We start from the raw sequence: 20,189 nt of genomic DNA on the forward strand, positions 1-20,189 counted from the left end.
CTTCCTCTGCCACGCTGAAATGGACCGGCCATCGGTATCCGTGGGGAGAGCAGACACACATGAAATTCGAGAATCTGCGTGTCGTCGTGACCGGCGCGTCCCGCTATTTCGGTCGCGCGCTCGCCGTCGGATTCGCCCATCTCGGCGCCGAGGTCTATGTGTCGGCGCGGACGGTCGAGGCCGCCGAGCGCACCCGTACCGAAGTCATGGGCTCGGCCCGTGACCGTATCCACGCCTTCGGCTGCGACCTCAGCAAGCCCGCCGAGATCCGGGAGTTCGCCGCCCGCGTGGGCGAACGCACCGACCGCGTCGACCTGTTGGTGAACAACGGTGCCCGCTGGCTCGACGGCATGGACCTGGAGGCGGCGAGCGACGCCGAGATCGTGGAGACGATCGAGTCGACGGCCGGCGGCACGGTCCTCATGGTGAAGCACTTCCTGCCGCTGCTGCGCGGCTCGCTGCGCCCCGACATCGTCAACATGGTCGCCGTGCGCGACGCCGAGGGCGCCTCCGCGGCGGCCGCCGGCGCCGCCCACGAGGCCTTCTGGGCGGCGAAGAGCGCCCAGGCGGGGTTCGCCGACATCCTCGCGCGCCGCCTGCGGCCCTCCGGCGTCCGGGTCTTCTCGCTCTTCCCGCCCGACTTCTCGACCTCCGACCCACGGTTCGCGGAATGGGACGGATCGAATCCGGACGGAATAGCGCCCGACGAGAAGCTGACCACCCAGGCCCTTTTCGAATGCATCGTCTACGCGGTCGAGCAGCCCCGGGACTGCTTCATCCGCTCCTTCCATTTCGAGCCGCGTTGAAACCCTCGTTGGAGGTCCCATGAGCACCCCTGTCTGGATCACCGCGACCCCGCCGGCCACCCACGGCGAACTCCACATCGGCCATCTCGCCGGGCCGTACGTCGCCGCCGACGTCCTCACCCGCTATCTGCGCGCGGAGGGCGAGGCCGTCCGGTTCACCACCGGCACCGCCGACCACGCCAGCTCCGTGGAGGTACGGGCGCTGCGCCACCACCGCAAGCCCGAGGAGGTCGCGGAGGGCTACCGGGCGGCGATCACGGCGGACTGGCTCCGGTCGGGCGTGGAGTTCGACCACATCGTGCGTCCCCGCCGCGACAAGGGCTACGCGCGCTGGGTGCAGGACCTGTTCGGCCGGCTCTTCGCGCAGGGCGTCATCGCCCCGCGCACCCGTCTCCTCCCGTACTGCGAGCCCTGCGACCGCTGGCTGTACGGGGCGCACGCCACCGGCACCTGCCCGCACTGCGGTGCGGTGAGCGACGGCGGCATGTGCCACGAGTGCGCCCGCCCGAACGACGGCGGCGACCTGATCGCGGCCCGCTGCGCGCTCTGCGACACCCCGGCGGTGGCCCGCCGCTGCCGCCGGCTCTACGTCCCCCTGGAGCCGTTCCGGGAGACGCTCGCCGACTACTGGGCGACGGCGGGGCTGCCGCCTCGGCTGGCCGCGCTGTGCGAGTCGCTCGTCGAGGACGGCCTGCCCGACATCGCGGTCGGCCACCCGGCCGAGTGGGGGCTGCCGGTGCCCGTCGAGGGCTTCCCCGACCATCGGATCGACGGCTGCTTCGAGGCGGCCGCGATGCACCTCTTCGGCTACGACGTGACGGGCCCGCTGCCCCGCCGCGCCATCCACTTCTGCGGCTTCGGACACGCCTTCTGCCACGCCGTGCTGCTGCCGGTGCTGCTGCTCGCGCAGGACATCAAGCTGCCGCAGGACTTCAACGTCAACGAGTCGTACGTGATCGAGGAGGGCGTCCAGGAGGGCAACGTGTGGGCGCTCGACCTGCTCACCGAGTACGGCTCCGACACCCTGCGCCGCCATGTCCTGCAGGCCCGTCCGCTGGGCCGCCGCACGGTCTTCCACCGGGAGCGGCTCGCCGCGGCCCGGCGCGAGCTGGACGAGAACTGGAACAGCTGGCTGTCCCGGCTCTTCGCCGCCGTACGGGAGGAGTGCGACGGCCTCGCCCCGCAGGCGCTGCCCGGCGGCACCGGCTGGGAGGTCCTGGAGCGGCGGCTGCACCGGGGCGTGGACGACCTCCGAGAGGCGTACGGCCCCGACGCCTTCGACCCGCGGCGGGCGGTGGCCGTGCTTGACGAGATGGTCCGCTCGGTGGCGGACTTCGGTCACGTCAACGCCCACGAGAGGTGCCGCCCCAGCACCTCGTGCCGTCACCTTCCGGCGCTGGCCGGGCAGTTGGCGGTGGCCTCGGCACTGTCGGCGTGGTCGCGGCCGGTGATGCCGGAGGGTGCCGACCGGCTCGCGTCGGCGCTCCAGGTGTCCCCGGGGCGCCCGGTCGACTGGCAGGCCCTGACCGCCCCGCTTCCGGGGACCCGCCTGGCACCGCCGTCGGGCCCGATCTTCGGATTCTGATCCCCGCCCACGACCCCTACTACTAAGCAACTAAGTATTCCAGTAGACCCTGCCGCGTGACCGTGCGCGCGCGAGCGACGCGCAGGGACACGTGGCCCCCCACTCCTCAGGAGCCCCACGTGTCCCTGCGCGTCGCCATGCTCAGCGTCCACACCTCCCCGCTCCACCAGCCCGGGACGGGGGACGCCGGCGGGATGAACGTCTACATGGTCGAGCTCGCCCGCGCCCTGGCCGAACAGGGTGCGGAGATCGACCTGTTCACCCGCTGCCGGGGCGAGGGCCTGCCCCCGCTCGTCACCCTCGCCCCCGGCGTCCGAGTCCGGCACCTGCACGCCGGTCCCCGCGCGGCGCTCCCCAAGGAGGCCATGCCCGACCTGGTGGTGCCGTTCTCGCTGGCGCTGCTCAAGGAGGAGCGGGCCTACGACCTGATCCACTCGCACTACTGGCTCTCCGGGCAGGCGGGCCGGATCGCCGCGGTGGGCTGGCGGCTGCCGCTGGTGCACACCGCCCACACCCTGGCCCGGGTGAAGAACGCCTCCCTGGCCGCCGGTGACGCCCCCGAGCCGGAGCTCCGGGTGCGGGGCGAGCACCAGGTGGTGGGCGCGGCGGACCGGCTGATCGCGAACACCGCCGACGAGGCGGCGGCGCTGCGCACGCTGTACGGGGCGGAGGAGGGCAGGACCGAGGTCGTCCGGCCGGGCGTCGACCTGCGCACCTTCCACCCCGGGGACGGCCGGGCGGCGGCCCGTGCCCGGCTCGGCCTGCCGGCGGACGCGTTCGTGCCGCTGTACGCGGGGCGGATCCAGCCGCTGAAGGGTCCGGACGTGCTCGTACGGGCGGTGGACGAGCTGGTGCGGGACGCCCCCGAGCTGCGCCGCCGGCTGCTGGTGCCGGTGGTCGGCGGGCACTCCGGCGCGGGCCGCGAGGGGACGGCGTGGCAGCTGGCCGCGGAGCTCGGCGTGACCGATGTGCTGCGTTCCTTCCCGCCCGTGCCGCAGGAGCGGCTCGCCGACTGGTACCGGGCGGCGGACGTGCTCGTGGTGCCGTCGCGCAGCGAGTCCTTCGGGCTGGTGGCGGTGGAGGCGCAGGCCTGCGGGACGCCGGTGCTGGCGGCGGCGGTCGGCGGTCTTCCGACGGCGGTGTGGGACGGGGTGACGGGGATGCTGGTGCGCGGTCACGACCCGGTGGAGTACGCGCGCCGGCTGCGCCGGCTGGCCGCGCACCCGGAGGTGGTGGCGACGATGGGCGAGGCGGCGGTGCGTCATGCGCGCGGGATGAGCTGGCGTGCGTCGGCCGGCCGGACCCTCGAGGTGTACCGGGGGGCGCTCGCGGAGGTGCCCCGGCCGGCCCGTCCGGGGGTGGTGGGGCAGGGGCGGCGGCACGCCCCTGCCCCGACGGCCCCTCTCTCCTGGAGGAATGAGAAGGCCGTCGCACAAGTCTAGCACCTCTTTTGGTTCGACCAAAGATATGGTGAGTCCCGGATCGGTCAATTCCGTTGTGGGTATGGCCGATTGACGCATCCACGCCATGGCGAGTCCACGCAGAGAGGATCCCTGGATTCGATTCGGAGGCCGGGACAGAATGGAGATGTCTTCAGGGAACGCCCGGCGGCACGGGCCCCCGAAGGCGGAATTCACATTCCAAGTCCTGGAGGAATCATGTCCGTTGCGCAGAACACCGGTATCCGCAAGGCCGTCCGTCAGCTCCTGGTCGCCGTGGCGGCGTGTACCGTCGTCGCGGGCGGCGCCGCCTTCGCCGTCGCCTCCGACAGCGGCCCGGTCACTCCGCAGACCGTCGCCGGCGTCGCCGAGGACAACGGCTGGCCGGTCGTTCCGCCGAAGCCGACCCCGACCAACTGACGTCACCCCTTGGGACATTCACGCCGGGGAGGCGCCCGGGGGTTCTCCCCGGGAATCACCAGAGGATTCTCCTGGGGATTCACCCGATGACTCGCCCGGGGATTCGCCCGGGGATTCGTCCGGGGATTCGTCCGGGGATTCCCCCCGGGGTGATCCACCCGGGAATTCCGTCACCGCCGGGCCCCGCAATCGCTGCCACGATTGCGGGGCCCCGCCGTTTTCCGCCCCGATGTCCCGGGGCGATGCGTACCGGCCGCCGGTCAGTCCAGCCAGCCGAGCCGCACCGCGCGCGCCCCCGCCTCGAAGCGGCTCGTCGCGCCCAGTTCCTGCATCAGCTCCGAGATCATCCGGCTGACCGTCCGCAGCGACACCCCCAGCGTCCGCGCGATCCGCTCGTCCTTCATCCCCGAGGCCAGCATGTGCAGCGCCGCCCGCTGCTGCTCCGACAGGCCGTCGCCGCCCGTCTCCGCCGCCGCCTCGTTCCCGTACGGCGTCGCCGTGTGCCAGCAGTGCTCGTACAGGCTCAGATACGGCCGTACGAGAGCGCTGCCCCGCGCCAGGATCGCGCCCTCACCGGGCTCCTCGGGCCGGATCGGGACCAGGGCGAACTGCTGGTCGGCGATGATCAGGTTCATCGGGACGACCGGGGCCAGCCGGATCTCGACGCCCAGCTCCGCCCGCTGCCCCAGGAACTTCTCCATCTGCGGGTCCGTGGCCTCCTGCCGGCCGTAGATGGCCCGCACCCGCACCCCGTTGGCGATCTGCCGCCGGTCCCGGTCGAGCATCCGCTCCGGGTTCTGCCGCCCCGGCGTCCCCGGGTGCAGCGCGGCCGAACTCTCCTGCATCACATCGGTGATGTCCTCGATGGCCTGCTGGATCCGCCGGTAGTCGGTCAGCGCCTCGACGTGCGCCTCCGCCCGGGCCAGCGCCTCGGCCCGCAGATACGAGCCGGCCAGGATCTCCAGGGTGCTGTACGCCTCGTCGGCCTCGGCCAGGTGCTCCCGCAGCCGCTCCCGCTCGCGCTCAAGGAGCCGCAGCAGCGCGATCTCCGGGTCGATCGCCGCCACCGTGTCCGTCTCGGAGCGCCAGCTGCCGTCCCGCACGGCGGTGACGGTGGCGTGCGCCTGCCCGGTGGGAACGATGAGGCCCAGGGTCAGGAGTTCGCCACGACATCGCTCGTACTCCTCCGCCGCGAGCCCGAGTTCCCTGCGGACCTCCTCGAAGTCCGAGACGCCCCGGCGGCGCAGCTCCTGGTACACGGCAAGGAGGACGTCGGTCGCGCCGTCCCCGATGCCGTCGCCCGCAGTGACCATGGCGAAGTGACCCCCCTCATCCTCCGAGTCGCCCCGCCCTCACCTTGTCACACGGCTCGGCGGGAGTCCGTTCCGTACTGCCCGTACGCGTCACCGCACCTACCGTGCCGCACCGCAACTCCCCTTACCAGGTTCCGTGTTCGGACCCCTCCGCGTCGAGCAGGCCGAGCCGGGCCGCCTTCACCCCGGCCTCGAAGCGGCTCGCCGCCCCCAGCTCCTGCATGACCTCCGAGAGCAGCCGGCTGACCGTCCGGAGCGACACCCCGAGACTGCGCGCGATCTGCTCGTCCTTGATGCCGGACGCCAGCATGTGGAGCGCGGCCCGCTGCTGGTCGGACAGGCCGTCGCCGCCGTTCTCGCCGGGCTCCTCGCCGTACCGGGCGGCCGCCTGCCAGCAGTACTCGTAGAGCGCGAGGTAGGAGCGGACGAGACCGGGCCCCCGGGCCAGGATGGTCGGCGAGTCCGGGTCGTGGGGGTCGGTCGGCAGCAGGGCGAAGTTCTCGTCGGCGAGGACCATGTTCATCGGGACGACGGCCGAGAGCCGCAGCTCCACCCCGAGCGCGGCCCGGTCCGCGAGGTGCTGGGTCATCTCGGGCACGGTGCCGACCCGGCGGCTGTACATGGCGCGGACCCGCACCCCCCGGGCGGCCCGGGAGCGGTCGCGCTCCAGCTCGGCGGCCATGTCCTCGCGGCGTACCGAACCGGTGTGCATGACGTGCACGGCGGTCCGCACCGACCCGGTGAGCTCGGTCAGCTCGCGCAGCACCCGCTGCGGATCGGTGACGATCTCCACCTCGACCTCGGAGCGGGGCGCGGCCCCGGCCCGCAGGAACGGTCCGGCGAGCGCTTCGAGGGCGGTGTGCGCCCGGCTGGTCGCGGCGAGCCGGTCCTGGAGCCGGTCGCGCTCCCGGCGCAGCAGCCGCAGCAGGGCGACATCGGGTTCGACCACGCTCCGGCCGCCGTCGAGGTCCGAGGGGGCGAGCCCTAAGGAGGCGAGTTCCCCGCGGCAGCGCTGCCGCTCCTCGGCGGTGAGCTCCAGGCGGTCCGCGGCCTCGTCGAAGGAGGCGTCGGGGCGGGCGCGGAGTTCCTGGTAGACGGCGAGGGCCTGCTCGCTGCCCACGCGGGACACGGCGGCGTTTCTGGACACGGCGCAGCAGACTCCCCTCGGATCCGGTGGACCCTGTTGAATCGCCCCGCTAGACCCTGCCACAAAATCGAACGACACGCACGGAGTTGACCGTGGGTCAGCCGTCGGCGGCGGACGTCCGGCAGTCGGGGCACAGACCCTTGAACACGATCTCCGCGTCGTCGACCCGCCACTGCGGAAGGGCGCCCTTCGGGGGCGCCGGCGCGGTCGCCGCGACGTTCTCCACGCGGCCGCAGACCGTGCACAGCGCGTGCTGGTGCGCCGGTCCGGAGATCTCGAAGACCGCGGGCAGACCCGGCCGGTCGAACTTGCTGACCAGGCCGGTCTCCTGGAAGTGCCGCAGCATCTCGTACACGGCCTGGCTGGTCAGCGTCCCGAGCCGCTCGCGGGCGGTGGTGGTGATCGCCTCGACGTCGAGATGGCCGCCGGCGGCGAGCACCGTGAGCACCTCCAGGCGGGGGCCCGTGACCCGCAGCCCGACGTCACGCAGGCGCTGGATCACCGCCTCGCGGCCCGTCAGCTCTTCCACGACTGCCATCTTCTCCGCCCGCCACCTGGTCGGCTCAAACTTTTGTGGGCATCGTACCTCTTGCTCGTCAACCTCGGCAGGGCTCTTCATCCGTACGACCGGCCGTCCGCGTCCGGCCGCCCACGTCCGACCGGCCGTCCGCCCGCTCAGTCGTCCGTCCGGCACACCAGCAGGACGGACTCGGTCCGCTCGTCGATCCGGTGCCGCCGCCGGCCCTCGATGTGCAGCCCCGCCGCGTGCAGCTCCGCCGCGAGCCGCTCGGGATCCACGATCCACTTGTCGGTGGTCAGCACGACCCGCTCCGTGGACAGCTTCCCGGTCCTTGCCGCGTAGTACGTGATCCGCTCGCTCATCGACGGCAGGTCGAAGACCTGCCGGGCCACCACCCACTCGTCGACGCCGTCGAACCGCGGCACCTGGAACGCCCAGGTCCGCTGCGGCTCCGCGATCAGCCCCGGCAGCTGGTGCGCCGTGTAGTCCAGGGCCAGCGCCCCGCCCGCCGCCAGGTGCGAGGCCACCTCCCGTAGCAGCTCCGGGCGCCGCGTCGGGGGGACGGCGGTGACCATCGCCCCCGCGAGCAGCGCGAGCCGGTAGCTGCCGTCGAGCCGCAGCTCGGTGAGGTCCGTCCGGTGCGTCACGACCAGACCGGCCACCTGCGGACCGATCCGGCGGGCCCAGCTCTCGAGGCGCTCTAGGGCCGAGGCGTCCCGGTCCACGGCTTCCACGGCGAAGCCGTGCCGGGCGAACGGGACGGCGAGCCGCCCGGCGCCGGAGCCGAGGTCGAGGACGGGTCCGCCGGTGGAGCGGGCGAGGCTGAGGTACCGGACGATGTCCGCGCTGTGCGGGCCGAGCAGGGAGTCGTGCAGCCAGACGGACTGCTCGTCGGCGGGGGAGACGGATTCGAGCCCGGGCAGGGTCTCCGGGGTGACCCGGACGCCGGCGCCGGGGGCGGGCTCCCGCTCCCGGTACCGGGACGGCAGGACCGGAGCGAACGCTGCGGGCACGACGGGCAGGGAAGTGCCGCTCGGTGTGTGCATCGCTCCTCCAGGGGCTCGCTCGGTCCATGCCGTCCGGACGAGGTACCCGTGCCGCCGGGACCGCGCCGCTGGACCCATCCTGACCTGCGGAGGGAACCCCGATCCACCGGATCGGGCTGCGTGAACACGCGATGGCGTGGATCTGCCACGCCTCTGGAGTGCGCCGCGGAGTACGCCCCTGTGGGCGCCCGTGGCGGCGACGGGGCGGGTCCGAAGCCGGCCCGCTCAGGCCAGCGTGCGGGACAGGCGCCGCGGTGACAGGGCCGTGAAGCCCAGCCGGGTGTAGAAGGGGAGCGCCGGGTCGGCCTCCGCGGGGAGTTCCACCCGCTGGGCCCGGGCGCCGAAGCCGCGCATCCGGTCCGTGGCCGCCGTCAGCAGGGCCGTACCCACACCGCCGCGGCGGGAGCCGGACTCCACGGCGAGCGCGTACACCTCGCCCTCGCCCGGGACGGGGACGCCGCCGGCGGCGACGCCGACGACCGTGCCGTCCGGGTCGGTCGCGACGAGCCAGCCGAGCCAGCCGGGCGCGCCTCCCGGAATTTCAATTTCCGCGCGTATGCGGGGGAGTGCGCATTGTGCGGAGATCAGCCGGCGCATCGGGATTTCGTCGAGGATTCCTGTGTAGCTGCTCCGAATGACGTCCGCAAGCAGCCTGGATATCGTCGCCGCATCGCCGGCCGCGGCCGTCCGAACGCCAGCCAGCTGCATTGGTTCCGTACCCTTCGACGTGCCGAACCCCGTGCCCCAACATACCCACGATAGCGGGGAATTCAGTTGACCGTGACCGATGCGAAATCTACGAATTCGCTTAGTAAATAGGGTCGTTCGGCGGATCGGACGGGGTGAAGCGAGTCAATTACCCGGGGAAGGAACAGCAGGCGACGATCAAGGGCGTGATCGCGAGTCCCGCCGCCCCCACGGTCAGCAGCCCGCGCAGCACCGGATGGCCCGCGCTGTGCGGGGTGAGGATGCGCCGCATCCGCAGCGCCGCCGAAGGGCCGCCCGCCGCGAACGCCGAGCGCGGCGCCCGCCCCGAGGCCAGCGCGTACAGCGCGGTGGCCAGCGCGTCCCGCGTGCAGCGCCGCAACGCCCGGTCGTCCGCGGCCATTTCGAGCAGCAGCGGTACGGCGGCTCCGCCGTGCCGGGCCAGCGGCAGACGCGCGAACACCGCCGTGAAGGCCTCCGTCGCCGCCACCAGGAGATGGTGCCGCCCCGAGATGTGCGCCCGCTCGTGCGCGAGCGCCGCCGCGAGCTGGGCCGGGGTCAGCGTGTCCACCGCGCCGGAGGAGACGACGATCGGGCGCGACCGGCCGGGCAGGCAGTACACGGCGGGCCGGTCGTCGTCGAGGACGGTGGCCCGCAGTGCCGGGTCGTACCGTCCCACGAGCCGCAGCACCCCCGCGTGCCGCACCCGCACCCGACGCGCCCTGGCCAGGCGGTGGACGAACGCGGCGGCGGGCAGCGAGAGCACGGCGAGGGAGAGCGCGAAGGCGAACCGCTCGCGTCCGTCGAGGTGCAGGAGCTGCCCGACGGTGGGCGGCCGCAGCGCGTACATCATGTCCGCGAGCCGGTGGCTGCTCTCGATCGGCAGCACCAGCTGGGCGGGGACCAGCGCGGTCGCGGCGGCGAACAGGGCGCCGCAGGCGGCCCAGACGGCGAGCGCGAGCCGCGGCGCCTGCTGGGCCCAGCGGGCCCGGACGACCAGCCACGGCACGAGGAAGCCGGTGAGGGCGACGACCCCGAGCGGGACGAGGAGGTGGTGGTTCACGCGGCGCTCCCGCCGGGATGCGGTTCCTGGTCGCCGCGGGCCGCGCGGAGCGCCGCGTCGAGGGCGTCCATGTCCTCGTCCGAGATGACCTCCACGAAGCGCAGGAGGGCGGCGGGGCGGTCCTGGCTGTCGCCGAGGGCGTCCCGCATCAGTCCGGCGGTGTACTCCTCGCGGCTGCGGACGGGCTCGTACAGCCAGGCGCGGCCCGCCTTCTCGCGGCGGAGCCAGCCCTTGCGGTGCAGGATGTCCGCGACCGTCATGACCGTCGTGTAGGCGACCCGGCGGCCCCGGTTGATGTCGTCGACGACCTCGCGGACCGTGGCGGGCCGCTGCCAGGCCCACAGCCGGTCCATGATCTCGGCCTCCAGCTCTCCCAGCCGGCGCACGTGCATCCCCTCCCCCCTACGGGCGGCCCATCGTACGGGCCGCTCATCTCGCGAAGATATACCCCCCAGGGGTACGGTGGCGGGCTCCCGGCCGACCCCCGTCGGGCCCGCCACGCGGAACCGCCCCCGCGCCGACGTGCGCAAGGGCGGTCCATCCGGCCCCCTCGGGGGCTACGTCCTGATCAGCCGGGCGATCGCCTTCGAGGCCTCGCCCACCTTCACCTTCGCCTGGTCCCCGCCCTGCGCGATGGCCTCCGTGACGCAGCAGCTCAGGTGCTCGTCGAGCAGGGCCACCGCGCAGGACTGCAGGGCCGCGTTGATCGCGGAGACCTGGGTGAGGACGTCGATGCAGTAGACGTCCTCGTCGACCATCCGCTGCACCCCCCTGACCTGGCCCTCGATCCGGCGCAGGCGTCTGATGATGTCTTCCTTGTGCTGTCCGTAACCGGCCACGGCGGGCTCCTCGAGGATTGGCGCGGAAGGGAGTTCGTCAGCGGTCGGCGGCCTGGAAGCCCCGCAGGCGGAGGCTGTTGCCCACCACGAAGACCGAGGAGAAGGCCATGGCCGCGCCCGCGATCATCGGGTTGAGCAGCCCCGCCGCGGCGAGCGGCAGCGCCGCCACGTTGTAGGCGAAGGCCCAGAAGAGGTTCGAGCGGATCGTGCCGAGCGTCCTGCGGGAGAGCCGGATGGCGTCGGCCGCGGCCCGCAGGTCACCGCGTACGAGGGTCAGGTCGCCGGCCTCGATGGCGGCGTCCGTGCCCGTGCCCATCGCCAGACCCAGGTCGGCCTGGGCGAGCGCCGCGGCGTCGTTCACGCCGTCGCCGACCATGGCCACCGAACGGCCCTCGGCCTGGAGTTTCTTGACGACGTCGACCTTGTCCTGCGGCATGACCTCCGCGATGACCTCGTCGATGCCGACCTCCGCGGCGACGGCCCGGGCGACCGCCTCGTTGTCACCGGTCAGCAGGATCGGCGTCAGACCGAGACCGCGCAGCCGCCTGATGGCCTCGGCGCTGGTCTCCTTCACCGCGTCCGCGACTTCGAGCACCGCACGGGCCTCGCCGTCCCAGGCCACCGCGATCGCGGTCTTGCCGGCCTTCTCGGCCGTCTCCTTCGCGGACTTGAGGTCGGCCGGGAGAGCCATGGCCCACTCGTCGAGGAGCTTCTCCCGGCCGACGAGGACGGCATGGCCCTCGACGACGCCCTGCACGCCGAGACCGGGGATGTTGGCGAAGTCCTCGGGGGTGGGCAGGGTGCCGACCTTGGCGGTGGCGCCGGTGGCGACGGCCTGGGCGATGGGGTGCTCGGAGGAGTGTTCCAGGGCGCCGGCCAGGCGCAGGACGTCGGTCTCGTCGGTGCCCTCGGCGGTGTGGACCTTGAGGAGGGTCATCCGGCCGGTGGTGACGGTGCCGGTCTTGTCCAGGACGATCGTGTCGACCTTGCGGGTGGTCTCCAGGACCTCGGGCCCCTTGATCAGGATGCCGAGCTGCGCGCCGCGGCCGGTGCCGACCATGAGCGCGGTCGGGGTGGCCAGGCCCAGGGCGCAGGGGCAGGCGATGATCAGGACGGCGACGGCGGCCGTGAACGCGGCGGTCAGTCCCTGCCCCGTCCCCAGCCAGAAGCCGAGGGTGCCCAGCGCGAGGGCGATGACGATCGGCACGAAGACGGCGGAGATCCTGTCGGCGAGGCGCTGGGCGGCGGCCTTGCCGTTCTGCGCGTCCTCGACGAGCTTCGCCATCCGGGCGAGCTGGGTGTCGGAGCCGACGCGGGTGGCCTCGACGACGAGGCGGCCGCCGGCGTTCAGGGTGGCGCCGGTGACGGAGTCGCCGACGGACACCTCGACGGGCACGGACTCGCCGGTCAGCATCGACGCGTCCACCGCCGAGGAACCCTCGACGACGGTGCCGTCGGTGGCGATCTTCTCGCCCGGGCGGACCAGGAAGCGGTCCCCGACCTGGAGTTCGCCGGTCGGTACGGTGACCTCGCGGCCGTCCTTGAGGACGGTGACCTCCTTCGCGCCCAGCTGCATCAGCGCCTTGAGCGCGGCGCCGGCCTTGCGCTTCGAGCGGGCCTCGAAGTAGCGGCCCGCCAGGATGAAGGCGGTGACGCCGGCCGCGGCCTCCAGGTAGATGTTCCCGGCGCCGTCGGTGCGGGCGATGGTGAACTCGAAGGGGTGGGTCATCCCCGGCGTGCCGGCCGTGCCGAAGAACAGCGCCCACAGGGACCAGAGGAACGCGGCGATCGTGCCCACCGAGATCAGCGTGTCCATGGTGGCGGCGCCGTGCCGGGCGTTCGTCCAGGCGGCCCTGTGGAACGGCCAGGCGGCGTAGACGACGACGGGCGCGGCGAGCGTCAGGCTCAGCCACTGCCAGTACTCGATCTGCAGCGCCGGGACCATCGCCATCGCGATGACGGGCACGGCGAGCGCGACGGCGGTGATCAACCGCTGCTTGAGCGGCCGCAGTTCCTCGTCGGCCCGCTCCTCGTCGGACGGGCCGTCCGGGGCGCCGGGGGTCTCGGACCGCGGGGGCGCGGGCTCGGCGGCGGTGTAGCCGGTGGCCTCGACGGTGGCGATCAGGTCGGCGACGTCGATGTCGGCGTCGAAGGTGACCTTCGCCTTCTCCGTGGCGTAGTTGACGGTGGCCTCGACCCCGTCCATCCGGTTGAGCTTCTTCTCGATGCGGGCCGCACACGAGGCGCAGGTCATGCCGCCGATGGCGAGCTCGACCTGGGCGGTGCCCGGTGTCGTCGTTGTCATAGCTCCTGCTCCTCTTTGTATGGGCTCGGTTCGCCTCCGGGGCGCCGAAGCCGGGCTCACGGCCCCGACCGTGCTCGCCTCCCTCGTTCCTCGGGAGGCTCCGCGCGCTCGGGTCCGTTCCCCCGGCGCGCCCCTTCGGCTCACTCGCCGGTCCCGCGGCTGGAGGCGATCGCGCGGGAGCGGCGGGCCTCGTGCCCGGCGGCCGAGGGGGGCGGTGGTCAGGCGCGGCCGGTGAGCTCGTAGCCCGCGTCGTCGACCGCCGCGGTGATCGCCGCGTCGTCGGGCTCGCCGCCCGTGGTCACGGTGACCAGGCCGCCGGCCACGTCGACGTCGACGGAGATGACGCCGTCGAGCGCGCTGACGGACTTGGTGATCGCGGTCTTGCAGTGACCGCAGGTCATGCCGGAGACGGCGTAGACCGTGGTGGTGCTGTCGGCGACGGCGACGGCGGTGGTCTCCGCGGTGGTCGAGCAGCTGTTGTCGGGGGTGCAGCAGGAGCCCATGGCTTCTCCTTGGTCGGTTCCGGTGCGGCTGGATACCCTCGGGGGGTATCGGCTTCGGTTCCATGTATACCCCCCTCCCGTATCGGACGCAAGCAGTACCCCGACTTGACTTGATACCCCCCAGGGGTATGGTGAAGTGCATCGAACGGCTACCCACGCCACCCACCCGCACGGGAGAGCAGCCATGAACACCGGAGTGAAGATCACTGCCTTTGCCGCCGCGCTCGCCGCGACCTTCGGCACCGCGTACGGGGTCGGCAAGGGCGTCGGCCCCGTCGAGGAACCGAAGAAGGCCGAACACGGCGACCACGCGGCCGCGCCCACCCCCACCGGGAGCACCGCCGCGGACGGCCACGCGGGCCACGGCGCGCAGACCCCGGAGACCGGCACCGCCGCCGAACTCCCCGGCGGCCTCCAGATCTCCCAGGACGGCTACACCCTCGCCCTGGAGACCCCCGTCCCCGCCGCCGGAAAGAGCGTCCTGAAGTTCTCGATCAAGGACGCCGCCGGCCGGAAGGTCACCGCCTTCACCACCGAGCACGGCAAGGAACTGCACTTCATCGTCGCCTCGCGCGACCTCAACACCTTCCGCCACCTCCACCCGGTGAAGGCGGCCGACGGCACCTGGTCGGTCGACGCCGACCTGCCCGCCGCCGGCGGCTACAAGGCCTTCGCCGACTTCAAGCCCGCCGCGCCCGGCGCCAAGGGCGTCACGCTCGGCGCCGACCTCTCCGTCCCGGGGGCGTACGCCCCGAAGCCGCTGCCCGCCGTCGCCCCGACCGCGACCGTCGACGGCTACCAGGTCCGCCTCGGCGGGGTCCTCGACCCCGGCAAGGCGGGAGAGCTGAAGCTCACCGTCACCAAGGGCGGGAAGCCGGTCACCGACCTGGAGCCGTACCTCGGGGCGTACGGGCACCTCGTCGCCCTGCGCGACGGCGACCTCGCCTACCTCCACGTGCACCCGAACGAGGGCGGCCCCGGCCCGGACGTCTCCTTCACCGCGACGGCGCCCAGCGCGGGGACGTACCGGCTGTTCCTCGACTTCCAGCACGAGGGCAAGGTCCGGACGGCGTCGTTCACGGTCACGACGGGCGGCGGAAACGCGTCCGTTCCCGCGACGGGTGAGGCCACGCACGATGCGGGAGGCCACGCGCACGGCTAGGCTGGTCATTGGACTAGACCTGTAGAGACGCATTCATGGAGGAATGGGCTCGTGAGCAACCGTGCAGTCCTTGAGGTGATCGCCCTCGACGAGGAAGACGCGGTCGCTGCCCAGACCGGTGGAGCCGACCGGCTCGAACTCGTCACCGACATGGCGGCCGACGGGCTCACCCCGTCCCGGACCGGCTTCGCCGCCATCCGCGCCGCCGTCGACATCCCGCTGCGCGTGATGCTCCGCCTCACCGACGGCTTCGCGGCCGGCGACGTCGACGCGCTGGTGGCGCGGGCCCAGGAACTCCGCGCGGCGGGCGCCGACGAGTTCGTCCTCGGCTTCCTCACCGCCGAGGGCGAGCCCGACCTCGTCGCCGTCGAACGGCTCATCGCCGTCCTCGACGGCTGCCGGTGGACCTTCCACCGGGCGATCGACCGCGCCGCCGACCGCGACGGACTGCGCAAGCGGCTCGCCGACCTGCCCGGCCTCGACACCTACCTGACGGCCGGCTCCGCGACCGGCGTCGACGACGGCCTCGCCACCCTCAAGGCCGAAGCCGCCCGCCGGGGCGAGCCCGGCTACGAGGCGCAGATCCTCGTCGGCGGCGGCCTGCGCCTCGACCACCTCCCCGAACTCCGCGCGGCAGGCCTCGACGCCTTCCACATCGGCGGCGCGGCCCGCCCCCACGGCTGGACGTCCCCGGTCTCGGCAGCAGCGGTACGGGCGTGGCGCGAGGCGCTGGACGGGTAAGGCCCCGAGGGGGGTACGGCGGGAAAACCGTTCGCCGTCGGATCCGCCCGGTCGTTAGCCTCCGGGCATGGCAGTCATCTCACCCCCGGCCTCCCCGGAGGGGCCCGTCGGTGTCGAGTTCGTCGGCCGGCTCGTCGCCGGGCGGTTTCCCGAGTGGGGTGGGCTTCCCGTGCGGGCCGTGCCGTCGGCCGGGACGGACAACGTCATGTTCCGGCTCGGCGACGACCTGGTCGTACGGCTGCCCCGCGTCGCGTACGCCGCCCGGCACGTCGAGAAGGAACAGCGCTGGCTGCCCCTGCTCGCCCCGCACCTGCCCCTGGCCGTCCCGGTCCCGGTGGGCCGGGCCGAGCCGGGCCCCGAGTTCCCGTACCCCTGGTCCGTCTACCGCTGGCTCGACGGCGACGACACGTACAACGCCCCGCTCACCGACCTCGCCCACGCCGCCGTCGAGCTCGGCCGCTTCGGCGCCGCCCTGCGCGCCGTCGACGCGAGCGACGGGCCCGCCTCCTTCCGGGGCGGCCCGGTCACCGCCTGGGAGGAGGGCCAGCTGCCCGCCGCCGTCCGCGACCTCGCGGCCGACGGCCTCGTCGACGCCGGCCTCGCGACCGCCGCCTGGGAGGCGGTGCTGCGGCTCCCGCAGTGGGACGGCCCGCCCGTCTGGGTCCACGGCGACCTGCTGCCGGGCAATCTGCTGGGACGGGGCGGCCGCCTCAGCGCCGTCATCGACTTCGGCGGCCTCGGGACGGGCGACCCGGCGTGCGACACGCTGCCCGCCTGGACCCTGTTCACCGCCGCCACCCGCCCCCTGTTCCGCGAAGCCGCCCGCGTCGACGACGCGACCTGGGCGCGCGGCCGGGGCTGGGCGCTGGCCTGGGGCCTGGTGACCGAGCACCACTACCGCGGGAGGAACGAGGTGCTCGCGGCCGTCGCCCGCCGCACCCGCACCGAGGCGCTCGCGGAGTACGCGGAACTCGCGGGGGCCACCGCCTCCTAGCGGACGACGTCGAACACGTTCTTCTGGATGCCGTTGGCGTACGTCTCGTGCTCGACGAGCTTCAGCTTCTGCGTGTCCTTGTCCGTCCCGCTGAACAGCCGCTTGCCCGCGCCCAGCAGCAGCGGGAAGACCAGCAGGTGGTACCGGTCGATCAGGCCGGCGTCCGACAGCGCCCGGCCCAGCGACGCGCTGCCGTGCATGATGATCGGGCCGCCCTCGGTCTCCTTCAGCGCGGCGACCTCGTCGAGCGAGCGCAGGATCGTGGTCTCGCCCCAGTTGTCGGCCAGGCCGTCCTCGGTGAGGGTCGTGGACACGACGTACTTCGGCAGCGTCTTGTAGCGGGCGAAGTCCTCCATGTCGGGCCAGACGGCGCTGAACGCCTCGTAGCTGGCCCGGCCGAACAGCATCGCCGCGGCCTCCTCCTGCTCCCGGCCCTTGATCGCGTACGCCTCCGGCACGAACTCCACGTCCTTGAAGGTCCAGCCCGCGTTGCGGTAGCCCTCCTCACCGCCGGGGGCCTCCATGACACCGTCGAGCGAGACGAAGGCCGAGCTGATCAGGGTGCGCATCCGGGTCTCCATGGGGTTCATGACGGTCGCTCAGCAGGTCCGCCGAGCAGCGAGTACAACCTATAGACCGGCGGCCGCGCGGAAACTCATCGCTCGCCCGCGTCCTCTCGCGGCGCTCCCGGCTCTCCCGACTCTCCCGGCTCTTCCGGCTCTCCTCGCTCTCCCGGCTCTTCCGGCGCGGCGACGAGCTCTACCTCGAACCCGTCGGCGTTCTCCAGATACGCCGCGTACACGCCCTCGCCGCCCGCGTACGGATGACGGTCGGCGAACAGCAGCCGCCAGCCGTGCGCGGGCGCCTCGGCGACCAGCGCGTCGACGGCCGTCCGGTCCCCGGCGTGGAAGGCCAGGTGGTTCAGGCCGGGCCGCAGCCGGTCGTGCACGTCCGACGTACGGGCCGCGGACTGCTCGACGACGAGGTAGAAGGAGCCGAGCGCCCAGCTGCGGCCGCCCTCCCAGCGCTGGAACGGCTCGTACCCGAGCGCGCCGAGGAGCCAGCCGAAGCTGTCCTCGGCGCGCGCCAGGTCACCCACCCACACCTCGACGTGATGCAGGGCCCCCGCCGGGCTCACCGGTCACCCAACTGCGCGGGGAGCGGGGCGGAGTGAAGGACCGTCAGACCCGACACCGCACGGGTCAGCGCCACGTACAGCCGCCGCAGCCCGGTCCGCTCGTCCGGCTCGCCGTCGACGACCGCCGCCGGCTCGTCCAGGACCACGTAGTCGTACTCCAGGCCCTTCGCGAGCGAGGCCGGGACCAGCGTCAGCCGGGACTCGGCCGTGGTCTCCTCGCCGGGCGAGAGGTACGCGAGGCCCGCGGCGGTCAGCGCCTCCGCGAGCGGCGCGATCCGCGCGTCGGCGGCGATCAGACCGACGGACCCCTCGTGCCCGAGGGCCTCGACGCACGCGCCGACGACGTCCCGGTCCAGGTCCCCGGCCGGGCGGACGTCCAGCGAACCCGGGTTCTCACGCACCGACTCGACCGGCGCGAGCCCCGGCGACATGTGCGGAAGGAGCCGCGAGGCGTACGCGATCACCTCGCGCGGCACGCGGAAACCGGCGGTCAGCTCCTCCACGACCGCCTCCGGCTTCCCCAGGTGCCCGAGCGCCTCCGCCCAACTCGTCGTCGCCCACGGGGTGGTGCCCTGCGCGAGGTCGCCCAGGATCGTCGCCGACCCGGTCGTGCAGCGCCGGCCCACCGCCCGGTACTGCATCGGGGACAGGTCCTGCGCCTCGTCGAGGACCACGTGCCCGAGCGAGTGCGTCCGCTCCACCAGGTCCTGCGCCTCGTCGATGAGGACGGCGTCCGCCGCCGACCACTTCGCCGTCTTCACGCTCCGGGCCGGCTTCGTCCACAGCAGCAGCTTCTGCTCGTCCTCGTCGAACAGCCCCTCGGCGTGCTCCGCGAGGAACTCCGCGTCGCCGAGCAGCCGCAGCACCAGCTTCGCGGGCTCCACCGCCGGCCAGCACTCCTTCACGACGGCCTTCACCGCCGTGTTCCGCGCGACCGCGTTCTGCACCCGGTCGTCGGGCGCCTCGCCCGCCTCCTCCATCCGCACCAGGACCGCGTGCGCGATGCGCTGCGGAAGGGCCTCCCGGGCCGCCCCGTACCGGATGTCGCGGTCCAGCAACTCCTGGACGATCTCCTCCAGTTCGTACGCGGGGACCCGCCAGCGGCGCGAGCCGCGGACCACCATCAGTGGTTCCTTCGGCAGCGCCACGTGCGAGCGCACCGCCCGCCGCAGCAGCTCCGCCATCCGGGCGTCGCCCTTGACGACGGCGGTCGCGGCCTCGTCCGTCCCGCGCACCTCGACGTGCCCGCCGACGAGGTCGTCGACGGTGGCCTGCTTGACCTCCAGCTCGCCGAGCGCGGGCAGGACCTGCTCGATGTAGTGCAGGAAGGACCGGTTGGGCCCGATGACGAGCGTCCCGGTCCGGGCGAGCCGCTCCCGGTGCGCGTACAGCAGATAGGCGACACGGTGCAGACCGACGGCGGTCTTGCCGGTGCCGGGACCTCCCTGCACGCACACGGTCCCGGAGAGGTCGGACCGGACGATCCCGTCCTGCTCGGGCTGGATCGTGGCGACGATGTCCCGCATGGGGCCGACGCGGGGCCGCTCGATCTCGGCCTGGAGCAGCCGGCTGGTCGTCTCCAGCTCCTCCGGGTCGGAGAGGTGCTCGTCCTCGTACGCGGTGAGCTCGCCGCCCGTGTAGCCGAAGCGGCGCCGCAGTCCGACGTCCTGCGGGTCCTTCTTCGACGCCTGGTAGTACGGCTGCGAGACCGGCGCACGCCAGTCGATCACCATCGGGTCGCCGTCGGCGTCGTGCACGTGCCGCCGCCCGATGTAGAACCGCTGGCCCTCCTGCGTGGTGTGCAGGTAGTCCAGCCGCCCGAAGAAGAGCGGGGTGTGGGAGAGGTCGGCCAGCGCCTTGATCCGGTCCTCGATCTGCCGCCCGAGGACGATCGAGTTGACCCAGTTCGCGGTGACGTCCTTGATGTCGAGCGCCTCGACGTCCTCGCGCATCGCGCGCAGGGCGGCGCGGGAGGAGGTCAGATGGGCACGCTCGCGCGCGAGGGGATCGTCGGACACGGGCACGGTGAAGCCTCCGGGGTGGATGCGCGGACACGTCGAGGTGGCCGCCGGTTACCGACCGGGCGGCGGCTCTCCACGGAGGGAGGCGGGGAAGCTGGCGAGTGTAACTCCTGAGCGGGGCCGGGAGCGAACGGATTCGCCCCCGTCTCCACCCCGTAGGGGACGGGGTCCCCCTCACGTCGGACGGGACAGGGACCCCGGTTCACCCCCCAGACCGATGTGTCATGAATGTCCGAATTCCATCATGGAGACATGACCGCGACGACCTTCACCCTCGTGACCACCGTGCCCCGCCCCCGCGTCCGCCCCCTCGGCACCGCCCTCCGCGCGCTCCGCGCCTTCGGCGGCGCGGCGGCGGGCGTCGTCCTCCTCGGCGACTACGGCCCCCCGCGGGCCGGGGTCAGGAACCCGCGCCCCGTGTACGCCCCCGGCCCCGACTGAG

General features: G+C 73.2%; 21 protein-coding genes. 8 read left to right on the forward strand and 13 right to left on the reverse strand.

Features of this window, described 5'->3' with window-relative positions; genetic code table 11:
- Positions 1-59 precede the first annotated feature (59 nt).
- From DEJ43_RS20555 to DEJ43_RS20570, 4 genes are all read left to right on the forward strand, one after another.
- Entirely contained in the window at positions 60-806 is a 747-nt protein-coding gene (locus tag DEJ43_RS20555; protein WP_015035305.1) for an SDR family oxidoreductase, read from the forward strand.
- 19 nt (positions 807-825) lie between these two features.
- The gene (locus DEJ43_RS20560) at positions 826-2,391 is read left to right on the forward strand and encodes a class I tRNA ligase family protein (protein WP_015035306.1); all 1,566 of its coding nucleotides are present in this window, start codon (positions 826-828) and stop codon (positions 2,389-2,391) included.
- A gap of 137 nt (positions 2,392-2,528) precedes the next feature.
- On the forward strand, positions 2,529-3,833 hold the full coding sequence (mshA, locus tag DEJ43_RS20565) for a D-inositol-3-phosphate glycosyltransferase (RefSeq protein ID WP_078508898.1): 1,305 nt from the start codon (positions 2,529-2,531) through the stop codon (positions 3,831-3,833).
- Positions 3,834-4,049: 216 nt separating this feature from the next.
- Entirely contained in the window at positions 4,050-4,250 is a 201-nt protein-coding gene (locus DEJ43_RS20570) for a hypothetical protein (protein ID WP_015035308.1), read from the forward strand.
- Between the two features lie 260 nt (positions 4,251-4,510).
- On the opposite strand, the gene DEJ43_RS20575 is transcribed toward DEJ43_RS20570, so the two are convergent.
- The 10 genes from DEJ43_RS20575 to DEJ43_RS20620 form a co-directional block, all read right to left on the reverse strand.
- Positions 4,511-5,563 carry a helix-turn-helix transcriptional regulator gene (locus DEJ43_RS20575; protein WP_015035309.1) on the reverse strand — a complete coding sequence of 351 codons (1,053 nt, stop codon included), beginning with the start codon at positions 5,561-5,563 and terminating at the stop codon, positions 4,511-4,513.
- A 124-nt stretch (positions 5,564-5,687) separates the two neighbouring features.
- Entirely contained in the window at positions 5,688-6,710 is a 1,023-nt protein-coding gene (locus DEJ43_RS20580; protein ID WP_015035310.1) for a helix-turn-helix domain-containing protein, read from the reverse strand.
- Between the two features lie 97 nt (positions 6,711-6,807).
- Positions 6,808-7,248, reverse strand: coding sequence for a Fur family transcriptional regulator (locus DEJ43_RS20585; RefSeq protein ID WP_041662729.1), 441 nt, complete (start codon positions 7,246-7,248; stop codon positions 6,808-6,810).
- A gap of 137 nt (positions 7,249-7,385) precedes the next feature.
- The gene (locus DEJ43_RS20590) at positions 7,386-8,243 is read right to left on the reverse strand and encodes an SAM-dependent methyltransferase (RefSeq protein ID WP_158506264.1); all 858 of its coding nucleotides are present in this window, start codon (positions 8,241-8,243) and stop codon (positions 7,386-7,388) included.
- 258 nt (positions 8,244-8,501) lie between these two features.
- Positions 8,502-8,873 carry a GNAT family N-acetyltransferase gene (locus tag DEJ43_RS20595; protein ID WP_223831057.1) on the reverse strand — a complete coding sequence of 124 codons (372 nt, stop codon included), beginning with the start codon at positions 8,871-8,873 and terminating at the stop codon, positions 8,502-8,504.
- Between the two features lie 259 nt (positions 8,874-9,132).
- The gene (locus tag DEJ43_RS20600; protein ID WP_015035314.1) at positions 9,133-10,044 is read right to left on the reverse strand and encodes a M56 family metallopeptidase; all 912 of its coding nucleotides are present in this window, start codon (positions 10,042-10,044) and stop codon (positions 9,133-9,135) included.
- Positions 10,041-10,430 carry a BlaI/MecI/CopY family transcriptional regulator gene (locus tag DEJ43_RS20605; RefSeq protein WP_041664095.1) on the reverse strand — a complete coding sequence of 130 codons (390 nt, stop codon included), beginning with the start codon at positions 10,428-10,430 and terminating at the stop codon, positions 10,041-10,043. Before DEJ43_RS20605 ends, DEJ43_RS20600 begins: the two co-directional genes overlap by 4 nt.
- 171 nt (positions 10,431-10,601) lie before the next feature.
- Positions 10,602-10,883, reverse strand: a complete 282-nt coding sequence (locus tag DEJ43_RS20610) for a metal-sensitive transcriptional regulator (protein WP_015035316.1) — start codon at positions 10,881-10,883, stop codon at positions 10,602-10,604.
- A 37-nt stretch (positions 10,884-10,920) separates the two neighbouring features.
- Positions 10,921-13,188: a heavy metal translocating P-type ATPase gene (locus tag DEJ43_RS20615; protein ID WP_015035317.1), complete on the reverse strand. Its 2,268-nt coding sequence runs from the start codon at positions 13,186-13,188 to the stop codon at positions 10,921-10,923.
- Between the two features lie 218 nt (positions 13,189-13,406).
- The gene (locus tag DEJ43_RS20620; protein WP_015035318.1) at positions 13,407-13,691 is read right to left on the reverse strand and encodes a heavy-metal-associated domain-containing protein; all 285 of its coding nucleotides are present in this window, start codon (positions 13,689-13,691) and stop codon (positions 13,407-13,409) included.
- A gap of 184 nt (positions 13,692-13,875) precedes the next feature.
- On the opposite strand from DEJ43_RS20620, the gene DEJ43_RS20625 reads away from it, so the two are divergent.
- From DEJ43_RS20625 to DEJ43_RS20635, 3 genes are all read left to right on the forward strand, one after another.
- Positions 13,876-14,853 carry a hypothetical protein gene (locus DEJ43_RS20625; protein ID WP_015035319.1) on the forward strand — a complete coding sequence of 326 codons (978 nt, stop codon included), beginning with the start codon at positions 13,876-13,878 and terminating at the stop codon, positions 14,851-14,853.
- Between the two features lie 51 nt (positions 14,854-14,904).
- A complete protein-coding gene (locus tag DEJ43_RS20630; protein ID WP_015035320.1) occupies positions 14,905-15,594 on the forward strand; it encodes a copper homeostasis protein CutC in 690 nt (229 codons plus the stop codon).
- A gap of 67 nt (positions 15,595-15,661) precedes the next feature.
- Positions 15,662-16,588, forward strand: coding sequence for an aminoglycoside phosphotransferase family protein (locus tag DEJ43_RS20635; RefSeq protein ID WP_041662731.1), 927 nt, complete (start codon positions 15,662-15,664; stop codon positions 16,586-16,588).
- Here DEJ43_RS20635 and DEJ43_RS20640 read toward each other — a convergent pair.
- The 3 genes from DEJ43_RS20640 to DEJ43_RS20650 all read right to left on the reverse strand — a co-directional run bounded on the left by DEJ43_RS20640 (position 16,585) and on the right by DEJ43_RS20650 (position 19,678).
- Entirely contained in the window at positions 16,585-17,157 is a 573-nt protein-coding gene (locus DEJ43_RS20640) for a dihydrofolate reductase family protein (protein WP_015035322.1), read from the reverse strand. The two genes, DEJ43_RS20635 and DEJ43_RS20640, sit on opposite strands and share 4 nt — an antisense overlap.
- Positions 17,158-17,243: 86 nt before the next feature.
- Positions 17,244-17,726 carry a VOC family protein gene (locus DEJ43_RS20645; RefSeq protein ID WP_015035323.1) on the reverse strand — a complete coding sequence of 161 codons (483 nt, stop codon included), beginning with the start codon at positions 17,724-17,726 and terminating at the stop codon, positions 17,244-17,246.
- Entirely contained in the window at positions 17,723-19,678 is a 1,956-nt protein-coding gene (locus DEJ43_RS20650; RefSeq protein ID WP_237531766.1) for a HelD family protein, read from the reverse strand. The genes DEJ43_RS20645 and DEJ43_RS20650 overlap by 4 nt, the downstream gene beginning before the upstream one ends.
- Positions 19,679-19,999: 321 nt before the next feature.
- On the opposite strand from DEJ43_RS20650, the gene DEJ43_RS20655 reads away from it, so the two are divergent.
- Positions 20,000-20,188, forward strand: a complete 189-nt coding sequence (locus tag DEJ43_RS20655) for a hypothetical protein (RefSeq protein ID WP_041662733.1) — start codon at positions 20,000-20,002, stop codon at positions 20,186-20,188.
- Position 20,189: the final 1 nt, after the last annotated feature.

Source organism: Streptomyces venezuelae ATCC 10712 (assembly GCF_008639165.1).
Lineage (GTDB): Bacteria > Actinomycetota > Actinomycetes > Streptomycetales > Streptomycetaceae > Streptomyces > Streptomyces venezuelae.

Bases quoted from the DNA above. Each gene is read 5' to 3' on its own strand.
- DEJ43_RS20555 (WP_015035305.1), top strand. From the start codon at position 60: ATGAAATTCGAGAATCTGCGTGTCGTCGTGACCGGCGCGTCCCGCTAT.
- DEJ43_RS20560 (WP_015035306.1), top strand. From the start codon at position 826: ATGAGCACCCCTGTCTGGATCACCGCGACCCCGCCGGCCACCCACGGC.
- mshA (WP_078508898.1), top strand. From the start codon at position 2,529: ATGCTCAGCGTCCACACCTCCCCGCTCCACCAGCCCGGGACGGGGGAC.
- DEJ43_RS20570 (WP_015035308.1), top strand. From the start codon at position 4,050: ATGTCCGTTGCGCAGAACACCGGTATCCGCAAGGCCGTCCGTCAGCTC.
- DEJ43_RS20575 (WP_015035309.1), bottom strand. From the start codon at position 5,563: ATGGTCACTGCGGGCGACGGCATCGGGGACGGCGCGACCGACGTCCTC.
- DEJ43_RS20585 (WP_041662729.1), bottom strand. From the start codon at position 7,248: ATGGCAGTCGTGGAAGAGCTGACGGGCCGCGAGGCGGTGATCCAGCGC.
- DEJ43_RS20595 (WP_223831057.1), bottom strand. From the start codon at position 8,873: ATGCGCCGGCTGATCTCCGCACAATGCGCACTCCCCCGCATACGCGCG.
- DEJ43_RS20615 (WP_015035317.1), bottom strand. From the start codon at position 13,188: ATGACAACGACGACACCGGGCACCGCCCAGGTCGAGCTCGCCATCGGC.
- DEJ43_RS20620 (WP_015035318.1), bottom strand. From the start codon at position 13,691: ATGGGCTCCTGCTGCACCCCCGACAACAGCTGCTCGACCACCGCGGAG.
- DEJ43_RS20625 (WP_015035319.1), top strand. From the start codon at position 13,876: ATGAACACCGGAGTGAAGATCACTGCCTTTGCCGCCGCGCTCGCCGCG.
- DEJ43_RS20635 (WP_041662731.1), top strand. From the start codon at position 15,662: ATGGCAGTCATCTCACCCCCGGCCTCCCCGGAGGGGCCCGTCGGTGTC.
- DEJ43_RS20640 (WP_015035322.1), bottom strand. From the start codon at position 17,157: ATGCGCACCCTGATCAGCTCGGCCTTCGTCTCGCTCGACGGTGTCATG.
- DEJ43_RS20650 (WP_237531766.1), bottom strand. From the start codon at position 19,678: ATGCGCGAGGACGTCGAGGCGCTCGACATCAAGGACGTCACCGCGAAC.
- DEJ43_RS20655 (WP_041662733.1), top strand. From the start codon at position 20,000: ATGACCGCGACGACCTTCACCCTCGTGACCACCGTGCCCCGCCCCCGC.